The organism is Actinoallomurus sp. NPDC052308, assembly GCF_040679195.1.
GTDB lineage: Bacteria > Actinomycetota > Actinomycetes > Streptosporangiales > Streptosporangiaceae > Actinoallomurus > Actinoallomurus liliacearum.
Map to the genome: position 1 here is coordinate 175,042 of NZ_JBFAUM010000006.1, position 19,650 is coordinate 194,691.

A 19,650-nucleotide genomic window follows, 5' to 3' on the forward strand; every position below is an offset into this window, starting at 1 on the left:
CCCGACGGAGGAGGATCGATGACGGTCGAACAGGCGTATGAGGTGCTGAGCCGCGCGGGCGAGCTGCCGTACGGCCAGGCGCGGACGATCATGGTCGAGGAGGCGCTGCGGCTGGCCGAGGCCGCCGCCGACGAGCGCGTCGCCTACCGGATCCGCACCTACCTGCGCACCGAGTACGCCCAGAGCGGCGAGCGGGCCAAGGCGTTCGCGGTGTTCGTACGCTGCCTCAGCGACTACGACCGGAACCCCGACCTCGGCGAGGAGCACCAGCTGTTCTGGGGGTTCAAGGGGACCGTCACCGGGCTGACGAGGTTCCCCGAGATCCCGCTCGACCGCACGCTGGCGGTCCTGGACGACATGGAGCGCCGCTACCGGCTCGCCGGTGAGGGGCTGCAGCCGGTGTACATGTGCCGGTCGGTCGTCACCCAGCACGTCCACGGGCCGGAGGCCGCCGAGGAGTGGTACACCCGGTGGCACGCGGCGCCGCGTACCCGGCTGTCGGACTGCGAGGGCTGCGACCCCAGCACCAAGGTCGCCTACCTGGCCGCGCGCGGCCGGGACGAGGACGCGATCGCGCTCGCCGAGCCGCTGCTGCGCGGCGAGCTCGGCTGCGACGAGCAGCCCCACACGATCCTCACCGAGCTGCTCTTCAGCTACCTCCGCACGGGTCGCCTCGAGGCGGCCGCCGACGCGCATCGGCGTGCCTACCGCGCGCAGCGCGACCGGCTGGCCGAGCTGTGGGGCATCGCCGTGCACCTGGAGTTCTGTGCCCGCAGCGGTAACGAGGCCCGCGGCCTGGAGCTGCTGGAACGCCATCTCGGCTGGCTCGACCGCGCCCCGACGCCGTACGACCGCATGCGGTTCGCGGCCGCCGGCGCGCTCCTGCTGCGGCGGCTCGCCGAGATCGGCCACGGGAACGTGACCGTACGCCGGCCCGCGCACGGCGACCGGCCGGCCGCCGAGGTACCGGCCGCCGACCTGCGCGCGGAGCTCACCCGAGAGGCCCTCGACCTCGCCGCCCGGTTCGACGCGCGCAACGGCACGCCGGAGCAGGGCCGGCTCGTCCGGGAACTGCTCGACGCCGAGCCGCTCGCCGACCACCTGCCGCTGACCCCGTACGCGCGCCGTGCCACGACGCCGCCGGCCCCGGTCCCGCAGGACGACCTCGAAAGCGTCGACGACGTCGACCGGCTGTTCGACCTCGCGGAGGAGCACTGGCGGCTGGGCGAGTTCCCCGCCGCGCTGGTCGCCTGGCGTCGCGTCGACGCCGTCGCGGGCGAGCTCTCCCCCGTCCAGCGGGGACGACGGCTCGACGGCGAGGGCCTCGAACGCCTCCTCTCCGGAGATCCGCCGGGCGCGATCGACCGCTGGCGGCGGGCCGCGGAGGCGTACACGCGAGGCGGCGACGAGGAGAGCGCTCGGTCGGCGACCAGCCGGTACGCCGCGGTCCTGTGCCAGACCGGGCAGGCCGAGGCGGGACTGCCCCTGCTGGAGTCCGCCTTCGCCTGGCTCGACGCCCATGGGACGGATCCGCAACGGGTGCTGGCGGCCCGGACGCGGGTGGCCGCCGCGTACGGCGAGGCGGGTCGCACCGAGGAGGCGCTCGGCCTGCTCGACGGCGCGCCGACGCCCGCCGAGCCCGGCGATCTCGGTGAGCTGGAGATGGCCCGCGCCCGCGTCCTGGGCGCCGCCGGCCGCGACGCGGAGCTCACGCCCGCGCTCCGGCGGGCGGTCGACGGATACCGGCGGGGCGGACGACGCGCGGTCCTGGCCGAGGCCGCCTTCCTGCTCGGCCGGCGGCTGGCCGCGAGCGACGCGGAGGAGGACGCCGCCGAGGCGGACGCGCTGCTCACCGAGGCCATCACCAACGCCCCGGCCGACCTGCCCGCGCTGCGCGCCGCCGCGTACGCCGTCCGGGGCGGTCGCCTGCTGGCCCGCGGGGACGCCGGTCAGGCCGCCGAGGACCTGATCGAGGCCGTCGCCGGTTTCACCGCGGAGGGCTCGCACCACCAGGCCGCGTACGCGCGCCAAGACCTGTGCGTCGCCTACCTGGAGACCGGCCGGTACCTCGAGGCGGCCGAGACCGCCGAGGAGGCGCTTCCGATGTTCGAGGCGCACGGCGACGCCGACGCCGCACGCCGGACCCGCTACCTGCTCGGCAACGCCCAGCGCGACCTCGGCGAGGTCGACGCCGCCGCCGACACCTTCACCCGGCTCGCCGCGGACGAACGCGCCGAGCAGCCGGCCGTCGCCGCCCGCCTCCTCGTCCAGGCCGGCGACCTGCTCAGCCGGCTCGACAAGGACGCGACCGCCGCGGAACGCTTCGCCGCGGCCGCCGAGGCGTCCACCGCCGCCGGCGACCCGTACGGGACCGTCCAGGCGCTCCGGCGCCAGGCCCTGTGCGTGATGTGGAGCGGCAGCGCCGAGGGCGGCCTGACGGCGATGGCCGGCGCGCGGGCCGCGCTCACGGACCTGCCCGGCGACGAACCCGCCGCCCTGGCCTGGGAGACGGCCCTCATCGACTTCGACGAGGCGCGGATCCTCGGCGCCCTGGAGCGGTTCGACGACGCCGTCGCCGCCGCCGACCGCGCGGCCGCCGCGTTCGCCGATCTCGACCAGAAGGACCCGGCCGAGGCCGCGGAGAAGCTGCGCGCCGACCTGATCGCCGCGCGGTCGACCACCGGTGACACGCCTCAGTGAGGCTCAGGAGGGACCGCACCGGTGATGCGACCGCCTGAGGAGGGCACTGCTAGCGTCGCCGGTCGTGGAGAACGTGTACGTCGGGAAGGCCGCCGCCGACGCGGCCGGTGACCGGGGCTGGCTGCTCGGGCATTTCAAGCCGGTCGGCGACCTCCGGCACAGCGAGGACGTCGAGATCAAGTGGGGCGTGCACCCGCGCGGCGACCAGCGGGCGCAGTGGGCGACCGAGGAGAAGCGCACCGCCCTGCTCGTCCTGATCAGCGGCCGATTCCACCTGCGATTCCCCGACGGCGACGTCGTGCTGGCCGAGCAGGGCGACTACGTTCTCTGGGGCCACGGCGTCGACCACTCCTGGTACGCCGAGGAGGAATCGGTCGTCATGACCGTTCGCTGGCCGTCCATCCCCGGCTACGCGGTCCCCACCGGCTGACCGCTCCGCGCCCGGCGGGCGGTGGCGACCGGGTGCGGGGCCCTCGTGCGGAGACCCGTGCACTGATCTCCGCATGAGGGCGCCTACGACGGGGTCAGCCGGTGACGGGCAGGTCTCCGGTGACGGGGGTGGGCTTGGGCGCCTGCCCCGGCGGCGGCGTGGGAACGGGGCTGCCGGTCGCGGTCGGGGTGGGCGTCGGCTTAGGACCGCCCGGAGGCTGGGTGGGCGGCGGGTTCTCAGCGGGGCCGGCGCAGGTGGCGGAGGAGACGCTGAGGGTCTGGGTGTGGCCGGGGCCGAGGGGCAGGACGGCCTCGATGGCGGTGACGGTGAGGGTGCCGTCGGCGTTGCGCACCTGTTTGTTGAGGGTGACGCTGGCGGTGCCGAGCCCTTGGACGGGGATGGTGAGGGCGCTGTTGGGCGCGGCGTCGGCGGCCAGGCGGTGCCCGGCCAGGCTGGCCTTGGCCAGGTGGGACCTGGCCGTCCCGTTGTCGCAGGTGGCGGTGACCAGGTGGGCGGTGAGGGCGGCCTTGGCGACGCTCAGGTCGGTGACGCTGGCGCGGGCGTAGGCCGGCTTGGCGGTGACGTGCAGGACCTTGACGTCGATGAGGGGGTTGGCCGGCAGGTGCAGCAGGCTCTTGTCGGCGGTGGCGGCGACGGCGGGGGTCGCGGGGATGGCGACCAGACCGGTGGCGGCCAGACCGTAGGCCGAGCCGGTGCCGGTGGTGGCCGAGGCCGTGCCGGCCATGGCCAGGGGTGCGGCCAGCGCACCCGCGATGGCCGCGGCGGCGGAAAGACGCGTCAAGCGCACAGGTGTCCACTCCTTCGGGGAAGCGCTCCGCGTACGAGCGCGGAGTCGAATCGGACGCGCGGCCGCCCCGCGCCGGGCGCGGTTGCCGGCGGGCGGCCGAGCAGAAGGAAGACACCGCCGAAAGAGGCCGAGGCGGCGCGTGGCGCGGAGTTCGCGCGGCACGGCCGGCCGGCGAATGCGCACACCGGCCGGACCCGATGGGCCGGCCGATCTTGCGGCGACCCCGGCATCGACGTCACGGGGCGGAGGACCCGCGGACGTCCGGCGCCTTCGTGCATGAGCACTCCGTCTCTTTCGGCACAGATGCCTTCCGCCCGCCAATACGCACGAGGTGTACGCGGGGTTGCACGCTTCGCGACGAAATTTTCGCCGAGGCCGGACATGAGACGGCGACCGCCCTGAGTGATGCGCGCGGACCTCCGCGGCACCGACGCTTCCGCCCTAGGAGGACGGCCTCTCCGCCAGGATCTGGTCCAGGAAGGTGTTCAGGTTGTCGCGCATCCGGCCCACCTGCTCCTCGAGGGTGAGCGACTCGGTGAACCGCGTGGCCAGCGGGTTCTTCTTCTTGCCGCGTACGTACAGCGGGCAGGCCAGGTCGCCGCAGATGTACGTGCCCACCGTGTTGCCGTCACGCCCGGCGGCACCGGCCCGGCGCCCGACGAAGAGCGACACCCCCGACCCGGCGTGGGCCGTCAGGCACACTGAGCAGACGGTCGTCTTCACCATGCTCCGGCGAACCTCGGCCGAGACCCGCAGCGAGAGCCCGATCAGCCCGTCGTCTCGTTCCGCGACCAGATAGCCGCGGTCCGGCGCTCCCGGATCTCGCCAGCCCAGGAAGTCCAGGTCGTCCCAGGGCAGATCGGCCAGCCCCCGAGGCAGGTGCAGCTTGCGCGCTTCGCCCTTGGAACAGTTGACGAAGCTGCCGCGTATCTCGTTCTCCCCGATCGGCTTCATGCGCCGTACGGTAGTGCCCGAAATCGATTCTTGTCGCCTTAATTAACCGGTCCATCAGTCCCCTGACCTGCGCGATGGTCCGACTTGTCATTGCCGAGGCGTACGGTGCCGCCCATGTACACCGTCGACTTCGTCGAGTTCCCCTCCGGCTCCGCCGCCGAATCCGGCCGGTTCTTCGAGGACGCGTTCGGCTGGGCCGCCACCTCGTACGGCCTCGACTACGTCGACGTGCGAAGCGGGGACGTCGCTCTCGGTTTCCAGGCAGACCCCGCCGAGAGGCCGAACGCTCCCTTGGTGACCGTCCGCACCGACGATCTCGACGCCGCGCGGACGGCCGTCGAGGGGGCGGGCGGAGTGGTGACCGTCGACCCGTTCGACTTCCCGGGCGGCCGGCGGTTCCACTTCCGCGAGCCGGGAGGTTGCGAGCTGGCCGTCTGGTGCCCGACCGTGGAGTCCGGTTCCTGATCCCGGGCCGATGCCCGAACCGGCCGAGCCCATTAATCGGCTCGGCCGACGGCGGCACATCGGAAGCCGACGGTGGTGCCCGGTCGAAGGCGCGGATCTCACATCGGCGGCGGTAGCTCCCGCCGCAGAGGACGGCCGTCGATGCCGAGCTCGTTCCTGGCCTCCTCCATGAACGCGTGCCGGAGTTCGCGCTTGCTCGCGGGCCCTTCCGGCCTGGCACGCACGAGATCGTGCAAGACGAGCGTGTAGTCGTGGGCGGCCTGGGCGGCTCCGTCCGAGCACACGAGCTCACAGGTCTTCTTGGCGAGCCAGAGTGCGTGCAGGCGATCCCCGGCCTCGCCGTCGTCCTCCTGGGGACCGGCCGTATCGCGGCGGTCGAGGAACAGCTCCACGCTCTGCGCGGCCGACAAGAAGCCCAGGATCGCCTCCTTGCGCTCGGCCCGCTCGGCCGTCACCTGCGCACGTCGTTCCCGGCGCGCGTCCACGCGCGTGGTCAGGTACTGCCCGAACAGGGTGCCGGCCGATCCGAGAACCACCCCACCGAGCGGCAGAACCGTCGCGTACCACGTCATGGCCGCCATCCTGCGACAAAAGATCTTCCAACGCCATCGCCGGCGGGCCCGGCGGGTTCCGTCTCAGCTCTCAGTGACGTAGGGCGAGCCGCTCCGCGGCGCGTACGACGAAGGCCCGACGGCGGGACCGTACGACCGTCGGCGCTCAGCGTCGCGGCTGGGTGGGGTGGGGGTCGGCGGGGACGGCGTCGATCATGGCGTTGGTGATGGCCCAGCGTTCGTGGTCACGCCAGGCGCCGTCGATGAACAGGAGTTCGGGCGAGCAGCCCTCGTAGCGGAAGCCGACCCGTCGGACCAGGCCGATGGAGGCTTGGTTGTCGGGCTGGATCTGGGCTTCCAGCCGGTGGAGCCGCAGCTGCGCGAAGGCATAGCGCACGACGAGCTCGAGACCTTCGGTCATGTACCCCTGGCCGGCGGTGGGGGCGAAGGCGGCGTAGGCCAGCGAGCCGTTCTGGAAGCGTCCCCGGATGATGCTGTTGATGTTGACCAGGCCGGCGATGGCGCCGGTGCTCCGCAGGCAGACCAGCAGCGACTCCTCGCCGGGCTGCGCGTACCGCGCGAGGTAGGCCTGGAACTCCTGGGGAGTGGAGGGCAGGGTCATCCATGGGCGGTGCAGATCGCCGCTCGCGGCCACCAGTTCGAGGAACTCGTCCTGTTCACGGTCGGCGAGCGGGCGGAGGGTCACTCTGCCGGCGTCGTCCGGCCGGTCGGCCAGGAAAGCGGCGAGCGCCGCTCCCGTCTCCCCGTCCTCGGCTCCGTCACGGTTGATCACATTCGTACGGTAACGGCCCCGGCGGCCGGGTTCTCCGGTCGGGGCCACCGCGCTCGCCCGGATATATTCGCGCAAGCATTGCTATTGCAAATTACTTGCAACAAGATGAGCGGGTCCGTACCGGATGCTCGAGACGTGGAGCCACGCCATGCCCCACCTGGTGCCAGAAACCGGACCGCAGCGCGTCATCGCCGCCTCGAACTTCGTCAACACCATCGGCAGCGGCCTCTACCTGACCGCCGGAGTCCTGTACTTCACCCAGGCGGCCCACCTCCCGGCGACCGAGGTGGGTCTCGGACTCGGCATCGCCGGCGTCGTCTCGCTCATCGCGGGCGTCGCGGTCGGCCATCTCGCCGACACGCACGGAGCACGTGGCGTCTACGCGGCCACGCTCGTCGTACGGGGCGCGGCGACGGCCTGCTTCGTCCTGGCGGACGGCTTCTGGCCGTTCGTCCTCGCGGTATGCGCGGCGACCGGGGCACATGCGGCCGGGCAGGCCGCGCGTAGCCCGATCATCAGGTGTCACGGCGGGGAGCGGCCGCAGGAGTTCCGCGCCTATCTGCGCGCCGTGACCAACATCGGCGTTTCCCTCGGGGCCCTGCTGGCGGGCTGGGCCGTCCAAGTGGGCACCCACACCGCGTACCAGCTCCTCGTCGCGGGTAACGCGATCTCCTTCGCGGCCTCCGCGGCGATCCTGATCCTCCTTCCGCCGGTCACCCCCGGCTCCACCACGGGCGGCCCGCGCTGGATCGCCCTGCGAGACCGGCCGTACCTGCTGATCACCGCTCTCGACGGCATCATGGCCATCCAGTTCAAGGTGCTCACCGTGGCCATCCCGCTCTGGCTGGTCGAGGCCACGACCGCGCCGCGCTGGCTCATCTCCGGCACGATGCTGACCAACACCGTCATCGTCATCGCGTTCCAGGTACGAGCCAGCCGCAGCGTCGACTCCCCCGCGACCGGAGGGGGCGCCTATCGTCGAGCCGGCGTGGCCTTCTTCCTCTCCTGCGCGCTGATCTCGCTCGCCGCAGGGGTTCCGGCGTGGACGGCCACGACGTTGCTCATCGTCGCGGTGGTGATCCATACGGTGGGCGAGCTCTGGCACTCCGCGGGCGGGTTCGAGGTCTCCTTCGCCCTCGCGCCGGACCACGCCACCGGGCAGTACCTGGGCGTCTTCGGCCTGGGAGCCGGCCTCGCCGAAGCGCTCGGCCCGAGCCTGCTCATCTCCCTCTGCATCGCTTGGGGCCGCCCCGGGTGGTACGTCGTCGGAGCACTGTTCACCCTGACCGGGCTGGCGGCGCCACTCGCCGTCCGCTGGGCACAACGCCGCCGGCACGCTCGACCGCCGTACCTCGAACCCGCAGCGGCCACCTGAATTCTCGATCGACCAAGGTGACGTCCGGCTCTCGAAAATGGTCACCGTCACACCGATGAGTCTCCGGCCGTCTCCTCGTTTCATCAGTCGACAGGCAACGGACCACTGCGAGTTGGAGCGGATCATGATGCTCGAGGGCAAGAACGCGATCATTTACGGGGCGGGCGGCCCGGTCGGCAGCGGCATCGCCAAGGCGTTCGCCCGCGAGGGAGCCCGGGTCTTCCTCACCGGGCGCGGCCAGGACAAGCTCGACCGGCTCGCCAAGGAGATCACCGAGACCGGCGGCAGGGCCGAGACGGCGGTCGTCGACGCCCTGGACGAGGACGCCGTGGCGGAACACGCCAGGTCCGTGGCCGCCCAGGGCGGCATCCACATCTCGCTCAACCTCATCAGCCGCGGCGACGTCCAGGGCGTCCCGCTCATGCACATGGCGGCCGACGACTTCACCCGCGCGATCACGACGGGCGTCACGGCCACCTTCGTCACCGCGAAGGTCGCGGCCCGCCACATGAGCGAGCAGAAGTCCGGCGTGATCCTGGCGTTCAACAGCGGCTCCGCGCACAGCTCCCCGATGATGGGCAGCACCGGCCCGGCCGACGCGGCGATCGACACCTTCATCCGCAACCTGGCCCTGGAGGTCGGCCCGAACGGCGTCCGGGTCCTCGGGATCTGGGCCGCCGGTATCCCCGAGACGCTCACCCCGGAGAGGCTGGCCACCGTGAACAGCGGCATGCAGCTCGACGAGGCGGCCCTCGAGGGACTCAAGAACAACCTGGCCGCCATGCGGATGTCCAAGCGCTCGCCCTCGCTCACCGAGGTCGCGGACGTGGCGGTGTTCCTCGCCTCCGACCGCTCGTCCGGCATGACCGGCACCTTCACCAACGTCACTCAGATGTTCACCAGTTAGGGGCGCCCTGGCGGAGTACGGATAAGGGCCGGTCACCGAATTAAGGTGTGATCGTGACCGGTCCAATGCAGATGGCGCGGGCGTTCGACGAGCTGGCCGACGGCTATGACGACGACCACCATGACGAGATCGCCCGCTCTCTGGTCGCACTGGCCGGCGCGCCGGGCGAGGCAGCGAAAATCGCCGACGTGGCCTGCGGGTGTGGCGCGGTGGCCCTGGCGATCGCCCAGGCGCGCTCGCGACGGGTCACACCGATCCTGGCCGTTGATCTATCGGCCAGGATGGTCGCCGCCGGCAAGCTCCGTGCCGAACGGCTCGGCTGCGACGATGCGATCGATTGGCGTGTGGGAACTGCTGTGCCGCTGCCGGCGGCCGACGCCGCCCTCGACCTGATCCTCTGCGCGTCGTCTCTCCACTTCCTGGGCACCCGAGCTCTGCTCGACTGGCGACGTGCGCTTCGACCCGGCGGGCGAGTGGGCTTCACCTTGCCGATCGCATCGCAGTTCCGTCCCTCCGGCCTGTTCGCCGACCTCGTTGCCACCGACGTGCCGCTTCCGGAGACGGCCGAAGACGCGCGCACGATCGCGACGGCCGTCGGCTTCATCGACGCCGACGCGCGCATCCTCACCGTCGGATCCCGCTCGGTCGTCCTCACCGTGGCCACGAACCCGGCAGCCCCCGGCCATCTCTGAAGCGCGATTTCACTGCACGTTCCGACACGCTCAACGCTGCGAGGACGACCGGATGGACGACGGTTCAGGGCCACGAACGCCGATCGTCCTCGGCATCGACGGCCTGCGAGCCTTGCCGAGAGCCACCCGGATCGCCCGCACCAGTCGCGACGGCATCCTGCTACTCGAAGAGCATCGCGACCGCGAGATCGATGAACTCTGGCTCGACCACGATCTGGGCGCGACGACAGCATCATGCCGGTCGTGGCCCTACTGGAAGAGGCGGCTTTCGACCACCGCCCCTTCAAGATCGGCATGATCTTCGTCCACAGCGCCAATCCGAGCGGCGCGGAGACGGTGGTCCGGGTCCTACGGCGCTGGGGCTACCGAGTACGCCGCGCAACCGCCTGAGCTCCGCGTCACCTCACCGCCGGCCGAGTCCCACCGGAGGCGGAAGGCGCCGGCGCGGTGGCGGCGGGATCACAAGTCCGGCCAGACGTGCTCGGGAAGGTAGGGCGAACACCCGGAGACGAACCAGTTCTGCAGGTCGTGCAGCCGCTCGAGTGCGGCCTCGTAGTAGTCGGGCGGCTCGGGGCGCGGAAAGTTCGGATGGCCGGTGAAACTCGGGACGAAATCCGCGAGGTACCAGTAACCCTCGACCAGCCATCGGTCCAGTTGCCCGCGGTCTTCCTGTTGGGCGCACACCCTGCGCATCGCCTGCTCGAGCCGGCTGAACGCCTCGCGATCCCAATGCAGGTCACACCGGACCTGAAGCAGGAACGAGCCCTCTTCCGCGTCGAACTCTCGCCGGAGCAACGCGATGTCGTCCACGCGATCCAGCATGACAGCGAGGTACGTCGCTCTCAGTCCCGATACCAGAGCCGTTGCAGGCCATGCCTGAGCGTGGACGGTCATAGGCGATGTCTCGCTGCAGGGGTGAGCATCTGACCAAAGGAGAGGCCATGGAATTCCTTGTGCTCGCCACGGGCATCGACAGGCTGGCGGACGAGGCGCACGCCGGATGGAACCCCATCGGGTGGGTCAAGTCGCTTCCCATGTGGGTCTCGACCCCCGTGGGGGCGGTGGCGGTCATGACCTTCGCGGTCTTGTGCATCGGCATGATCGGCACGCGTCGCGAAGACAGGGCCACGAAGACCATCGTCGGGGCGCTGCTGGCCGCGGCCGTCGCGGGGGTGTTCCTGGTCTCGGTCCTCTCCTGACCGAGACTGCAACATGCACGGCGAGCTGGTTCGCCCTGCCATGCCCCGGTCCGGCGTACGGATCGGGGTTTCGCCGTACGCGGCGGCGACGACGCCACGCACCTTCCGATTCCACTGGCCGAGTCCGCATCCCAGCTCGCATCGGTCCACTCAGAGCATCACAGCTTGACGTTCGGACATTTACCGGGAGCCACGCACGCACGCCCCGGCCATGCGAACACCCGAATCCCAGCCCACTGCGAGGCATGGCCCAGTGGTGCGCATGTGACACCATTGACCACCTGCCGTAACCCAAGTGGTCAACGGCGCAAGGGTCCCGCTGGCGATCAGCAGGACATCCCCAATCAAGAATGAGGAGGATCGCCCGATGCAGCATAACGGAAGCTTCATGGGCAATCCGCACAACAATAGTGGCAACGAGCCGCACGACAAGTCCGCCGATTCGGCGGGCAGGAAGTCAATGGGCGCCGACTCTCCCGCCGACGTTCTGCGGGAGCGGTTGCGCCACGTCTACTGGCTCGGTGGCGGCAGCGGAGCGGGGAAGTCGACCGTCGCCCGGCGCCTCGCCGACCAGTACGGGCTGCGCCTGTACGACACCGATGAGGTCATGCCCGACCACGCCCGCCGCATGCCCGCGGAGGAAGCCCCCTACCTGCGCAGGTTCGCCGCCATGGGCATGGACGAACGGTGGGTGACCCGGAGCCCGCGCGAGATGCTCGACACCTTCCACTGGTACCAGGGCGAAGGGTTCAGCCAGATCATCGAGGACCTCCTCGCTCTGCCGGCCGATCGGCCGGTGATCGCGGAGGGGTTCCGGCTGCTGCCCGACCTCGTGCGACCGCTGCTCGCCGAGATGGACCAGGCGGTGTGGCTGTTGCCGACGTCCGAGTTCCGGCAGGTGGTGCTCGACGGCCGTGGCGGCCTGCGATGGGGATTCATCGCCAAGACCGGTGACCCGCAGCGCGCGCTGCAGAAGCTGCTCCAGCGCGACGCGATGTTCACCGACCGGCTCACCGAACAGACCCACCGCCTGGGCCTGAACCGGCTCACGGTGGATCCCACGATCACCGAGGATGACTCTGTACGACAGGTCGCCGCGGTGTTCGGCCTTACGAACTAGGCCGTCGCGACCTGGCCACTCCAGGTCAGGTCGCAGTGGCAACAACCATCGGACACCGCCTCCGGCGAATGTGGCCAGAGACATGGCTCGAAGGCACCTTGACGGCGTCTCAGGTCGCTGCCCAGCGAGGACCGATGTCCGACGATAAGTAGCACACCGGCGGTCGGGCGGCTTGATGCCGCCCGACCGTTTTGCGCAAAGTGGTGAGAATTCGCTGGTCGAGTACGGCTTAAGCTTGAAACGCCGTCAGATGAGCACCGCCGACCGTTGATATCGCTCCCGTACCCCGTGCACAAAATGGCGAGAGACCGTACGTGCATTGACTACAGGGCCCCACGCAGTCAACGTACTTTCACCTTATGTATCCAAGAGACCCGATGTCAGCAAACGCTCTCCGTTCGCGAATCGGTCAGATGGTCGTCGCTCTGGGCGCGGGCGCGGTCCTGGCCCTCGGCGGGTCCGTGGCATCGGCCGGCACCGCTCAGGCGTCCAGCTGGGCCGTTGACCACCAGACCACCGTGCAGGGCCGGACGGTGAAACTGTGGACGTACGGGGACGCCGTGCAGTGGCACGCGCAGATCGTCGGCGGATCGCCGGGCGACGTCGTCAAGCTCGAGTGGAGCGATGACGGCTTCAAGACCTACCAGTTCTGGGGTGCGACCATTCCGTCCGGCGCGACCTCGGTGAACACCAAAGACGAGTCCGGACCGGGGATCCTCTGGAAGCTCCGTGCCTGCGGGTTCGTCGGATCCCACAGCGGATGTACCGCCGAAGGCGGGTGGTAGCGCCGCCCCCTGATCGGCTGCCACCTCATGGACGCCGCAGTCCCGGACGCACAGCGGCGGGTCCAGCCTGGTGGCCGGTCCTCGTGGAGAGTCGCGTCGATCAGAGGATCCTGGCGAGGTGGGCGTCGCGGGATCTGATCAACTTGGGCATGTACCAACCCAGGACAGCGGTGTCGGCGAGCTTCCCGAGAACTCCGAGAGGTGAGGCGAAGTCGATGAGGTCCGTCATGATGGTGCCGCCGCTTCCGTCCGGCTCGAATCGATGCTCGTGGCGCCATTGCTTGAACGGGCCGGCCTCCTGCTCGTCCACGAAGTGCCAAGGCGGCTCCCATGAGGTGATGCGAGCGGTCAATCGCCAGGTCACGCCAAAGTGACGCGCCTGGAAGGTCACCGACTCGCCGAGCGCGAGAACGCCTCGGGTCCTGCCGCTCACAACCCGCTCCGACGAAGCCCCCATCGATCGGGTGTGTTCTTCCACGTCGAGACATGCTTCGAATACCCGTTCCGGAGGCGCCATCAGGACCGTGGTGATCTCGAAGTGCCGCACTGATCCTCCTCCGGTGCCATCGGGCGTTCTGGCCGTCCTAGCCGGCGGGATCGCGCCCCATGTCCCAAGTGTGCGGTGGCGTCGCGCACGCCGCCCGGCATGGTCACCCGCCCGGCGTTCGTCCCGCCCCTGTGAATCCCCGTGATCACCCGGCCTTACGGGCACGCAACGGGCACGACGCGGCGGATCAGGTCCCTTCGCCAGCCATCCCGCGCGGCACGGCCGGTCCGTGCGGACGCCGGGCCGCGCACACGGCCCAAGGAACGGATTGCCACGCACGCACCCCAGGTAAACGGCTTGTCGCTCGCTCCCTGCCCACGGCCTGCCCCGAATTTGATATCTCGCCAAGCTCTGATCGCTATCCTTGGTCGGCACTGATTCGTATCTGGGAGTGTGCTGATGTCCAAAGGTGTTCGGAAGTTGCTGGAGATGGGCGTAGCTGTTGTGGTCATAGGCGCATGCTGCGCAGGACTGTTCGTTTTGTACAAGGCGCTGGGAATTTCAATCTCTGATGACAGGGCATTCGGATTGATCGTAGCTCCAGCTCTTGCCGTCGGTACTGCTGCGCAGTACGGAACGCGCCGATGGCTCCGCCAGCGTTATGCACCAGAAGAAATGCTGGTTAAAATCAATAAATAAGGCAGTATATGAATCAAGGTCAGCGGTTTTCTGCGCGGCGACGGAGGGGCGGCTTTGGCCGGTGTCCTGTCTTGAACCGGGAGACCGGGACACTCGAGCTGTCCGGCGAGCTGGAGCCATCCTCCGAGTCTGAGGCTTCCGGTGGCGCTTGCAGCGATATTCGTGATGCCGGCGGCCGCGGGTAGGTCGATCATGGCACCATGCCGTCGCGTAATCGTCGTCTCGGCCGGGATCAGTCGTGGCCCGCCACTCTCACCGATGTGATGGATGGGCTCAGTGACACATACACATTGGTGCAGCCTCCTCGCTTTGAATCGGGGAGGGCTTCGGATGTGGTGCTGACGGTGCGGTGGGCTCCCGCCCGGTCCTTCAACCACGGCATGGGTGGGTGCCATCCGGACATGGCCGGTATCCATGTCTCCGTCTTTCCGGTCCGCTCCGCTGATCGGGTGGCCGTGCGGCAAACCTTGTGCTCGCGAGGGCTTCCCGAGCTTCGAGATTGGATCCTGCGGGCTCAGCTAGCGGCTGAGACCTGGCGATCGCGTGACCGCTTCGGTTGTTGGCGATTCAGCGGTGATGGCGTGCGCTTTGAAGGCGAGCGGCCAGCGTGACCCACGGTGCCGCTTCTCCTCGCGGCGGACTCAGCGACGATCATGTGGGTGGGCGAGGTCAGCTTTGCTGGTGCATGGCCGCCCGATCGGCACGGCCGGAGGTTGCGGCGCCCGGTGCGGCTGATCAGCGGTTCCCGCAGCGGTCACGCCATGAGCGCATTCGTGACCTGCGGCTTCTCGGCGCTCTCCTCGTGAGCGACCGTACGCGACCGTGATCGTCCGCTCTCACGGGAACGCCGCATCCGGTTTCGGCGCTGGGACCTGTCCGATGGATCTTGTGGCGCTCAATGGCAGCACGGAGACCAGGCTGGTCACTGCCCGATAGCAGCGGGTTCGACACCCCGACCGACCGAACCGGCCCCGGGACGCCTCCGGCCCGCCACCCACGGCGTACCGAATGCCCGGCGACCGCAACCCAGGACGAGGACAAAATCCCCTATATCGGCACCACGGGTGGCGCCTTTTCCCGAGCATCCGGCACGACCCCACACGACCACCCCCAGGGAGATAACGGGCAATCTCCAAGATCACATACCTGGGTCGCCCGACCTCTTCCGCCGGCGTCTGCCCAAGGAGACACATTCCTCTCCCCCCGAGCAACACCAGAAACGACGCCCCACGCGGCGGGCGGACCGTCCTGCCCGGCCGGCGATCACGCGCGTGCCCCTTGCCCTCCGCCTGAGGCGTTGTCGTCTCATGATCTCCGGGACGAAGGGGTCGTCCGCACGGTAAAGGACGGGACCCGGGGGCGGACAGGACCGTCTGCCTCATCGTCTTATGGCGCATCAGGCGTGCCAGAGGGCGGCGAGTTGTCGGGCGGCCAGCCGGGACGGTACGGCGCGGAGCAGCGTGTCGCGTAGCCACGCCTTGACGCCGGTCTGGGAGGTCAGCCGCGATTGCCGGGACGCCGCCCGCATGATGCGGTTGGCGCTGGGCCTGCGCTCGGCGTCGTAGCGGAGAAGCCGCTGGGTGACGTCGGCCGGTTCCCCGCCTTTCAGGTGGCGGGTCAGCGCGGCGGCGTCTTCGAAGGCCTGGCTGGCACCCTGGCCGAGGTCGGGTGGCATGGCGTGCGCGGCGTCGCCGAGGAGCGCGATCCTGCCGACCGCGAACGACGGCAGGGGCTCGGCCAGGCGTGCGATCGGGTCGACGTAGATGTCGGCGGGTGAGGTGGCCTCGATCAGCTCGGTGATGAGGGGGTGCCAGTCCGCCATCAGGGACAACATCTGCCGGCGCGCCTCGTCCGCGTCGGGCGGCGTGCCATCCAGGCGGGAGTCCGTGAACCAGTACAGGCGGTCCTCGCCGACGGGGAACAGGCCGAACATCGCGCCGTTGCGGCGGTCGACCAACTGGCTGACGAGCAGGTCCGGTGCCATACCGGGAGGGCGGGGGAGCATGCCGCGCAGGTCCATCCGGCCGGTCCGCCGCAGTCCGGGGTGACCGGGAAAGAGCCGCGCGCGCAGCTTGCTGCCGATGCCGTCGGCCGCGATCACGGCGTCCGCTCTCGCGACGGGCTCGCCGTCACTGATCACGGTCACGCCGGTGAGGTCGGGTTCCAGGCGCTCGACCGAAGTCGCGGTTCGCACCACGCCGGGGGGCAGCGGTGCGCGTAGTGCGCGGTGCAGTTCCGCCCGTTCGATCATGGCGGGCATCCCGACCACCTGCTGCGCTTCGGCCAGGCCGGTGACCAGCAGCGGCCGTCCGAGCCGGTCCCGCAGTCCCCAGTGGCCGGCCTGCATGTCGTACCTGCGGACGTCCTCGGCCAGTCCCAGCGCGTCCAGCGCGCGAAGCCCGTTGGGCATGACCACGATCCCGGTGCCCGCCTCCCGCAGCTCGGCGGCCTGTTCGAAGAGGGTCACCTCGTGGCCTGTGTGATGCAGTCCCACCGCGGCCGCAACCGCTATCTGGCGATCTTCGAACTGCAACTGGAGGCCACCCGCCGGCCGGTGCTCGCCTCGGCGCTCACGGGCCTGCAGGACACCGCGGTGCAGATCACCGCCGGGCACCACGACAAACTCGGCCTCACCACCGCTCGCGCGACGATCCCCACTCTGATCACGTTCTACACGAGCGCGCTGTTCACCCTGGTCACCTCGCCGCCAGCCAGCGTCAGCAGGGCCGTCGTCCAGGACATGGTCCAGGTCATCGTGCACGGCTGCGGCGTACACGATGAGGATCCCGGCCTGGGGAGCACCGGTAAGGCGGTCACCGGTGAGAACGATCACGGTCGGCCGGCGCTCGGCGTGCAGGACTCCCGCCACTAGCTCGCCCAGGACATCTGCCGTGGGTCGTTGACCGATGGTCGGGCGGAAGACGACGACCAGGACGACGGCAGGTCGCCGGAGAAGCCGGTGTCCGTGGCCTAATGGCACGGCGAGCCGAAATCTGTCCTGTCAAGATCAAAAGCCCGGGTTCGGTGTTCTCCCCGTGAGTGACCGTAGGCGACCGTGATCGTCCGCTCTGACGGGCACGGAGCGGGCACGGCCGATTGAAGTTGATCGGGGTAGCCGAGCACGGCGACGCCGATCCGTGGGCTCAAAACCACTCGACGGTATGCCTGAGGTCCCCCCATCCTCGGATCATGAGTGTTGAACTTATCCGCGTGCCCGGTCTTTGCGATGCGCCGTATGCGTACGCGTCCGTTGCTTCACCTGCCTCGCTGGTGTACGCCGCTGGTGCATGCCCGCTGGATAAGGACGGGGCGACCGTAGGGGTCGGGGACATCAGGCTGCAGGCGCAGCAATGCGTCCTCAACCTCCGCGAAGCCCTGACCGCAAGCGGGTCCAGCATCACCGACGTGCTCAAAACGACGATCTATGTGGCATCCTCTGCACGCACCGATCTTGTGGCTGCGTGGGAAGAGATCAGTGCAGCGTTCGGCGAACACGATGCGCCGAGCACCCTCCTCGGCGTCGCCGTGCTCGGCTACCCCGATCAACTCGTCGAGTTGGAAGCGGTGGCACTGAGGCAACGCTGAGCGCTCGGCTCCCTTGCCGGGTCATCCCGTCTGACCCGGCTTCCACCTCAACCACTGACTACCGTGCGCCGCGTGCGGCCCCGGTCCATCCCCGAGCCTGAGGCCCGCGCCGGAGGCATCTTCACCAGGGTCCCCATAACTCGGAGACCGGGGCTGCCGTCCAATCGCCAAAGGCGACCCGTAGGGCGAACGAAGTGAGTTGGCCGGCGGCCCTGCGCCCGTCCCACGCGAACCGTCCGGAGTCGATGACGCTGGAGAGAATCCGCGGTGGGCTCTTCGTCCGGTGGGCCGCCCGATCGGCACGGCCGGAGGGACCGGCGCCCACGCCGCACGCCCGTAGGGCGTGCCGGAGCGTGCGGCGTGCTGGCGCCTGTGGCCTGATTGCACGCTGATTGCGCGGGAGATCGTCAAGGCCCTTAAAACGATCAAGGCCCGGGTCGGGATTCATGTCCTGACCTGGGCCTTGGCTGTTGGAGCGGGTGACGGGAATCGAACCCGCGCTACCAGCTTGGGAAGTCGATTCCGTTGATCGTCGATCACCTGCGGTACCACTGACCTGTGTTTACTCGGCGTTCTCCCCGTGAGTGACCGTACGCGACCGTGATCGTCCGCTCTGACGGGCACGCAACGGGCACGCCATGGCGACGCTCGCCACAGCACCGCCTGCCGGGTCATCCCCTCTGCCTTCGTCCCACCCCGGAGGGGAAGCGGGCCATGCCCCACGGGTCGAGGTGGAGCGCCCCACGGACGAACGACCTCGACCCGTGGGGCATGGTCTGCTGGGCTTGTCCTGGGACGGAGGCAGAGGGGATGACCCGGCTTCCACCCCAGCCACCGACCACCGTGCGCCTCGTGCGGGCCAACTCCATCCCCGAGCCTGAGCGCCCCCGCCGGAGGCGTTTGAACGGATCCTTTGGCGCCGGGGAGCCGTCGTTCGGGGTTGGGCTGGTTTGACCGCTGGACTCATTGCGGGACGTTGCCGGGCGCGGACTGTTGTGAGCGATGGTCTCGCCATAGGGGTGAGTCATCTGACCAAAGGAGAAGCCATGAAGCTTCCGATGCTCCTCGCCATGGGCAACGGCGAACTGGCCGCCAGGGCGCACACCGGGTTCGGCCTCATCGGGTCGTTCAGGGGGTGGCTTCAGGGGTTCCCGCTGTGGGTTCTGCTGCCGGTGGGACTCGTGTCGGGCCTCATCTCCGTCGTGATGTCCCTCCTGGTCCTGTTCAAGCCGGGAGGCAAACGCAACTGGAGCCTCGTCCTCGGTGCGGTGATGTTCGGTGGTGTCGCGGCGGTCCTCCCGCTGCCAGCACCGTTCTGACCGGGACTGGCGCACATTGCTCAGGTATCTCGCCCCGGTCCGTTCCACGGACCGGGGTTTCGCCGTCACGGCGGATGTTCGACCGGGTAGGCGGCTCTTGATGCCCTGATCGCACCTCTCTATGGGGACGACGACTGCGGGCTGTGGCGTCTGCCGACGGCCCTGTACCCGTTCCGTGAGCACGAGCCGGCCAGATGATGCTGGGGGAAATCCGCGGTTGGTTCTTCGTCCGGTGGGCCGCCCGATCGGCGCGGCCGGAGGGACCGGCGCCCACGCCGCACGCCCGTAGGGCGTGCCGGAGCGGGCGGCCTGCGGCGGCGCTCGCGCCGCCGCCTTGACCAGGGCGGCGCGGATCTACCTGCACGCTCGGCAGGAGCGGGACAAGGAGATAGCCGCGACGCTGGGCAAGATGGTCCGGCGCGAACTCAAGCGCTCCCAGAAGCCGCAGAAGCCCGGTGACGCGGGCGGCGGGAAGCCTGACGAGCGATCGGGCACGCAACGGGCACGGAAGCGACGAAAAGCCTCTTGACGAGAGAAGCCCCAGCGTCCGGGATCTTATCCCTGGCCTGGGGCTTCGTGCTGTGGAGCGGGTGACGGGAATCGAACCCGCGCTACCAGCTTGGGAAGCTGGAGTTCTGCCATTGAACTACACCCGCATCGGTCGCCTTCTCAGGTGACCGCCCGCACATGCTACCGGAACCCGCGCCCTTCGCGCCCAGAGGTTCGCCCCCGGCGCGATCACCTCCGTATGCCGGAGCGTGGTCCAGGACCGGCGTTTACA

At 69.7% G+C, this 19,650-nt stretch carries 22 protein-coding genes and 1 tRNA gene; 15 read left to right on the forward strand and 8 right to left on the reverse strand.

The genetic code is table 11. The annotated features are described in order from the left end of the window. The first annotated feature begins 18 nt into the window (after nt 1-18). Nucleotides 19-2,700, forward strand: coding sequence for a hypothetical protein (locus AB0L00_RS19670; protein WP_364435862.1), 2,682 nt, complete (start codon nt 19-21; stop codon nt 2,698-2,700). A 64-nt stretch (nt 2,701-2,764) separates the two neighbouring features. After that, the gene (locus AB0L00_RS19675) at nt 2,765-3,130 is read left to right on the forward strand and encodes a signal peptidase I (RefSeq protein WP_345366936.1); all 366 of its coding nucleotides are present in this window, start codon (nt 2,765-2,767) and stop codon (nt 3,128-3,130) included. A gap of 94 nt (nt 3,131-3,224) precedes the next feature. On the opposite strand, the gene AB0L00_RS19680 is transcribed toward AB0L00_RS19675, so the two are convergent. Both AB0L00_RS19680 and AB0L00_RS19685 read right to left on the reverse strand, forming a co-directional pair. Beyond that, nucleotides 3,225-3,938 (reverse strand): choice-of-anchor P family protein, encoded by a 714-nt coding sequence (locus AB0L00_RS19680; protein ID WP_364435865.1) that lies wholly within the window; start codon nt 3,936-3,938, stop codon nt 3,225-3,227. Nucleotides 3,939-4,379: 441 nt separating this feature from the next. Beyond that, a complete protein-coding gene (locus tag AB0L00_RS19685) occupies nt 4,380-4,892 on the reverse strand; it encodes an FBP domain-containing protein (RefSeq protein WP_364435868.1) in 513 nt (170 codons plus the stop codon). Between the two features lie 114 nt (nt 4,893-5,006). Here AB0L00_RS19685 and AB0L00_RS19690 point away from each other — a divergent pair, with 114 nt between their 5' ends. Continuing rightward, nucleotides 5,007-5,357, forward strand: coding sequence for a VOC family protein (locus AB0L00_RS19690; RefSeq protein ID WP_364435870.1), 351 nt, complete (start codon nt 5,007-5,009; stop codon nt 5,355-5,357). Between the two features lie 98 nt (nt 5,358-5,455). On the opposite strand, the gene AB0L00_RS19695 is transcribed toward AB0L00_RS19690, so the two are convergent. Continuing rightward, the gene (locus AB0L00_RS19695) at nt 5,456-5,929 is read right to left on the reverse strand and encodes a hypothetical protein (RefSeq protein WP_364435873.1); all 474 of its coding nucleotides are present in this window, start codon (nt 5,927-5,929) and stop codon (nt 5,456-5,458) included. A 145-nt stretch (nt 5,930-6,074) separates the two neighbouring features. Beyond that, entirely contained in the window at nt 6,075-6,701 is a 627-nt protein-coding gene (locus AB0L00_RS19700; RefSeq protein WP_364435875.1) for a GNAT family N-acetyltransferase, read from the reverse strand. Between the two features lie 148 nt (nt 6,702-6,849). On the opposite strand from AB0L00_RS19700, the gene AB0L00_RS19705 reads away from it, so the two are divergent. From AB0L00_RS19705 to AB0L00_RS19725, 5 genes are all read left to right on the forward strand, one after another. Then, nucleotides 6,850-8,076, forward strand: coding sequence for an MFS transporter (locus AB0L00_RS19705; RefSeq protein WP_364435878.1), 1,227 nt, complete (start codon nt 6,850-6,852; stop codon nt 8,074-8,076). Between the two features lie 124 nt (nt 8,077-8,200). Further along, nucleotides 8,201-8,983, forward strand: coding sequence for an SDR family oxidoreductase (locus tag AB0L00_RS19710; RefSeq protein ID WP_364435880.1), 783 nt, complete (start codon nt 8,201-8,203; stop codon nt 8,981-8,983). Between the two features lie 53 nt (nt 8,984-9,036). Then, nucleotides 9,037-9,675: a methyltransferase domain-containing protein gene (locus AB0L00_RS19715; protein ID WP_364435882.1), complete on the forward strand. Its 639-nt coding sequence runs from the start codon at nt 9,037-9,039 to the stop codon at nt 9,673-9,675. A gap of 52 nt (nt 9,676-9,727) precedes the next feature. Continuing rightward, a complete protein-coding gene (locus tag AB0L00_RS19720) occupies nt 9,728-9,973 on the forward strand; it encodes a cyclic-phosphate processing receiver domain-containing protein (RefSeq protein ID WP_364435885.1) in 246 nt (81 codons plus the stop codon). Next, nucleotides 9,919-10,065, forward strand: coding sequence for a hypothetical protein (locus tag AB0L00_RS19725; RefSeq protein ID WP_364436256.1), 147 nt, complete (start codon nt 9,919-9,921; stop codon nt 10,063-10,065). Before AB0L00_RS19720 ends, AB0L00_RS19725 begins: the two co-directional genes overlap by 55 nt. A 69-nt stretch (nt 10,066-10,134) precedes the next feature. Here the strand turns inward: AB0L00_RS19725 and AB0L00_RS19730 are convergent, their stop codons facing one another. After that, the gene (locus AB0L00_RS19730; RefSeq protein WP_364435887.1) at nt 10,135-10,485 is read right to left on the reverse strand and encodes a hypothetical protein; all 351 of its coding nucleotides are present in this window, start codon (nt 10,483-10,485) and stop codon (nt 10,135-10,137) included. Nucleotides 10,486-10,616: 131 nt separating this feature from the next. Here AB0L00_RS19730 and AB0L00_RS19735 point away from each other — a divergent pair, with 131 nt between their 5' ends. The 3 genes from AB0L00_RS19735 (at nt 10,617) to AB0L00_RS19745 (ending at nt 12,779) form a co-directional block, all read left to right on the forward strand. Further along, nucleotides 10,617-10,874: a hypothetical protein gene (locus AB0L00_RS19735; protein WP_364435889.1), complete on the forward strand. Its 258-nt coding sequence runs from the start codon at nt 10,617-10,619 to the stop codon at nt 10,872-10,874. 367 nt (nt 10,875-11,241) lie between these two features. Next, nucleotides 11,242-11,994, forward strand: coding sequence for a shikimate kinase (locus tag AB0L00_RS19740; RefSeq protein ID WP_364435892.1), 753 nt, complete (start codon nt 11,242-11,244; stop codon nt 11,992-11,994). A 413-nt stretch (nt 11,995-12,407) separates the two neighbouring features. Next, nucleotides 12,408-12,779 (forward strand): hypothetical protein, encoded by a 372-nt coding sequence (locus AB0L00_RS19745; protein WP_364435895.1) that lies wholly within the window; start codon nt 12,408-12,410, stop codon nt 12,777-12,779. Between the two features lie 100 nt (nt 12,780-12,879). On the opposite strand, the gene AB0L00_RS19750 is transcribed toward AB0L00_RS19745, so the two are convergent. Beyond that, nucleotides 12,880-13,326 carry an SRPBCC family protein gene (locus tag AB0L00_RS19750; protein WP_364435897.1) on the reverse strand — a complete coding sequence of 149 codons (447 nt, stop codon included), beginning with the start codon at nt 13,324-13,326 and terminating at the stop codon, nt 12,880-12,882. A gap of 399 nt (nt 13,327-13,725) precedes the next feature. Here AB0L00_RS19750 and AB0L00_RS19755 point away from each other — a divergent pair, with 399 nt between their 5' ends. Next, complete coding sequence (locus AB0L00_RS19755; protein ID WP_364435900.1) at nt 13,726-13,965, forward strand: hypothetical protein; 240 nt, start codon at nt 13,726-13,728, stop codon at nt 13,963-13,965. Between the two features lie 1,396 nt (nt 13,966-15,361). On the opposite strand, the gene AB0L00_RS19760 is transcribed toward AB0L00_RS19755, so the two are convergent. After that, a complete protein-coding gene (locus AB0L00_RS19760; protein WP_364435903.1) occupies nt 15,362-16,432 on the reverse strand; it encodes an FAD-dependent monooxygenase in 1,071 nt (356 codons plus the stop codon). Between the two features lie 3 nt (nt 16,433-16,435). Here AB0L00_RS19760 and AB0L00_RS19765 point away from each other — a divergent pair, with 3 nt between their 5' ends. The 3 genes from AB0L00_RS19765 (at nt 16,436) to AB0L00_RS19775 (ending at nt 18,869) form a co-directional block, all read left to right on the forward strand. Continuing rightward, a complete protein-coding gene (locus tag AB0L00_RS19765) occupies nt 16,436-16,837 on the forward strand; it encodes a hypothetical protein (protein WP_364435905.1) in 402 nt (133 codons plus the stop codon). 317 nt (nt 16,838-17,154) lie between these two features. Beyond that, entirely contained in the window at nt 17,155-17,550 is a 396-nt protein-coding gene (locus AB0L00_RS19770) for a RidA family protein (protein WP_364435908.1), read from the forward strand. 1,046 nt (nt 17,551-18,596) lie between these two features. Further along, complete coding sequence (locus tag AB0L00_RS19775; RefSeq protein ID WP_364435911.1) at nt 18,597-18,869, forward strand: hypothetical protein; 273 nt, start codon at nt 18,597-18,599, stop codon at nt 18,867-18,869. A gap of 582 nt (nt 18,870-19,451) precedes the next feature. On the opposite strand, the gene AB0L00_RS19780 is transcribed toward AB0L00_RS19775, so the two are convergent. Continuing rightward, nucleotides 19,452-19,525 (reverse strand) — tRNA-Gly (locus AB0L00_RS19780). Nucleotides 19,526-19,650: the final 125 nt, after the last annotated feature.